This is a genomic window from Sphingobacterium sp. 1.A.4, from assembly GCF_002734245.1.
Classification (GTDB): domain Bacteria; phylum Bacteroidota; class Bacteroidia; order Sphingobacteriales; family Sphingobacteriaceae; genus Sphingobacterium; species Sphingobacterium tenebrionis.
Genome location: NZ_PEAZ01000125.1, coordinates 1 through 1,032 on the forward strand (window position 1 = coordinate 1; position 1,032 = coordinate 1,032).

A 1,032-nucleotide genomic window follows, 5' to 3' on the forward strand; every position below is an offset into this window, starting at 1 on the left:
TTGATGGCGATCATAGGCCCTTTTCTGGCCCGAAGCCKTCGTCCGAATTCCCCGATCGCTATTTTCTTGCTCTGTAGGAGTCCCTGTGCAATGACMCGGAATATCTGTCCGGTCAGCGGTTTCCCCTTCCGCTTGACCCTTCTGCTACTTGTGCCYGAGCTGTTCTGCCCCGGAGATAGCCCCAGCCAACTTGTGAAATGCTTCTCCGTGGCCCATCGTTCCAGATCGTTTCCCGTCTCGCTGTAGATCTGCATCCAGGTATAGTCCGTGATCCCGGGCAATATGGTGGCATCCCTGCCCTGGAAGAGGTCCAGCAGATGGGCGCCAAGGTCCCTGATGTCCGGCCTGTTGTGCCGTATCGGTTTCCTGGGCCCTGACTGGGTCCCTTTGCCGCCATCGCCGCCCTTCTGCAGCAGGGCTTCCAGCTTATGGTCACATTCGGCAATCTGCTTCATGTAGAACAGATAGGCCTCATGGGCGATCCTTAGGGCGAACACACCCCTTTCCGTATAGAAACCCTCCAGGGCGGCAAGGATCTCCTGGGACTTGGTCCTGCGCAGCCTGGTATGGCACAGGGACAGCAGGACACCAGGATCGCGCTCGCCCGACAGTATTGCACCGATGACGGCCATACCGCTTGCTCCATGGATCTGGCTCAGTACCTCGGGAAGCCTGATGTTCATTTCCACCAGGGCCTTCTGCATGTGGTTGACATGCATGGCGGCGTTCCGCAGCAGATCCTCCCTCAGCCTCAGGTAGCTGCGGATCTCCTTTTGGTCCCCTTCGGCCACAAAGCAGCGGTTCAGCAGTCCATAGCTGTGCAGCTGCTGGATCCATTGGCAGTCCTTTACATCGGTCTTCCGTCCGGGGACCTGTTTGGTCTGGCGACCGTCGACCAGCCAGACGTCAAGCCCTCCGGCGTGGAGGATATCGTAAAGGATGAACCAATAGGAACCCGTGGCCTCCATCGCAACGGTGTCCACACCATGGGAGAGCAGATAGTCCAGGGCTTCGCGAAAGTTACGGGTAAAA

General features: G+C 58.1%; 1 protein-coding gene. It reads right to left on the bottom strand.

Going from position 1 to position 1,032, the window contains the following annotated elements; genetic code table 11:
* Positions 1-1,032: IS110 family transposase (locus CRJ00_RS18095; RefSeq protein ID WP_099368130.1), on the bottom strand; the 1,032-nt coding region annotated here is incomplete at both ends.